Raw genomic sequence first — 589 nt, forward strand, 5'->3', positions numbered from 1 at the left:
GTATCGGTGATTACACCTTGCTGGGCGAGAGTGTGGATGATGCGACAGGCGAGGCATTTGATAAAACGGCCAAGCTCTTGGGCCTGCCTTATCCCGGCGGTGCCAAATTATCCGAGCTGGCCAAACTCGGCACGCCTGATGCTTTCACATTCCCACGCCCCATGCTCCATTCGCACGATTTGCAGATGAGCTTTTCCGGTTTGAAAACAGCCGTTTTGACCGCTGTCGAAAAAGTCCGCGCCGAAACCGGCAGCGATGAAATTCCGGAACAAACACGCAACGATATTTGCCGCGCCTTCCAAGATGCAGTGGTTGACGTATTGGCGGCCAAAGCCAAAAAAGCGTTGTTGGATACCGGCTTCAGAACTTTGGTGGTTGCCGGCGGCGTGGGTGCAAACTGGAAACTGCGTGATGAATTTTCGCGCTTAACCGTCAAAGTGCCGTCTGAAAAAGGCAAACCCAAACCGCAGGAAGAAAAAAGCAATGTTTATTGTCCGCCGATGGCATACTGTACCGACAACGGCGCAATGATGGCCTTTGCCGGCGCGATGCGTCTTGCCGAGCGTCAGGCTGTCAGTGCATTTAATGT

Annotated in this window: 1 pseudogene; it reads left to right on the plus strand. The window is 53.3% G+C overall.

The features are described from left to right. Positions 1-589, plus strand: a pseudogene (locus ACTHUM_RS17820) (tRNA (adenosine(37)-N6)-threonylcarbamoyltransferase complex transferase subunit TsaD); the annotation flags it as partial.

The sequence above is a fragment of the Neisseria sp. P0021.S006 genome (genome assembly GCF_051956895.1).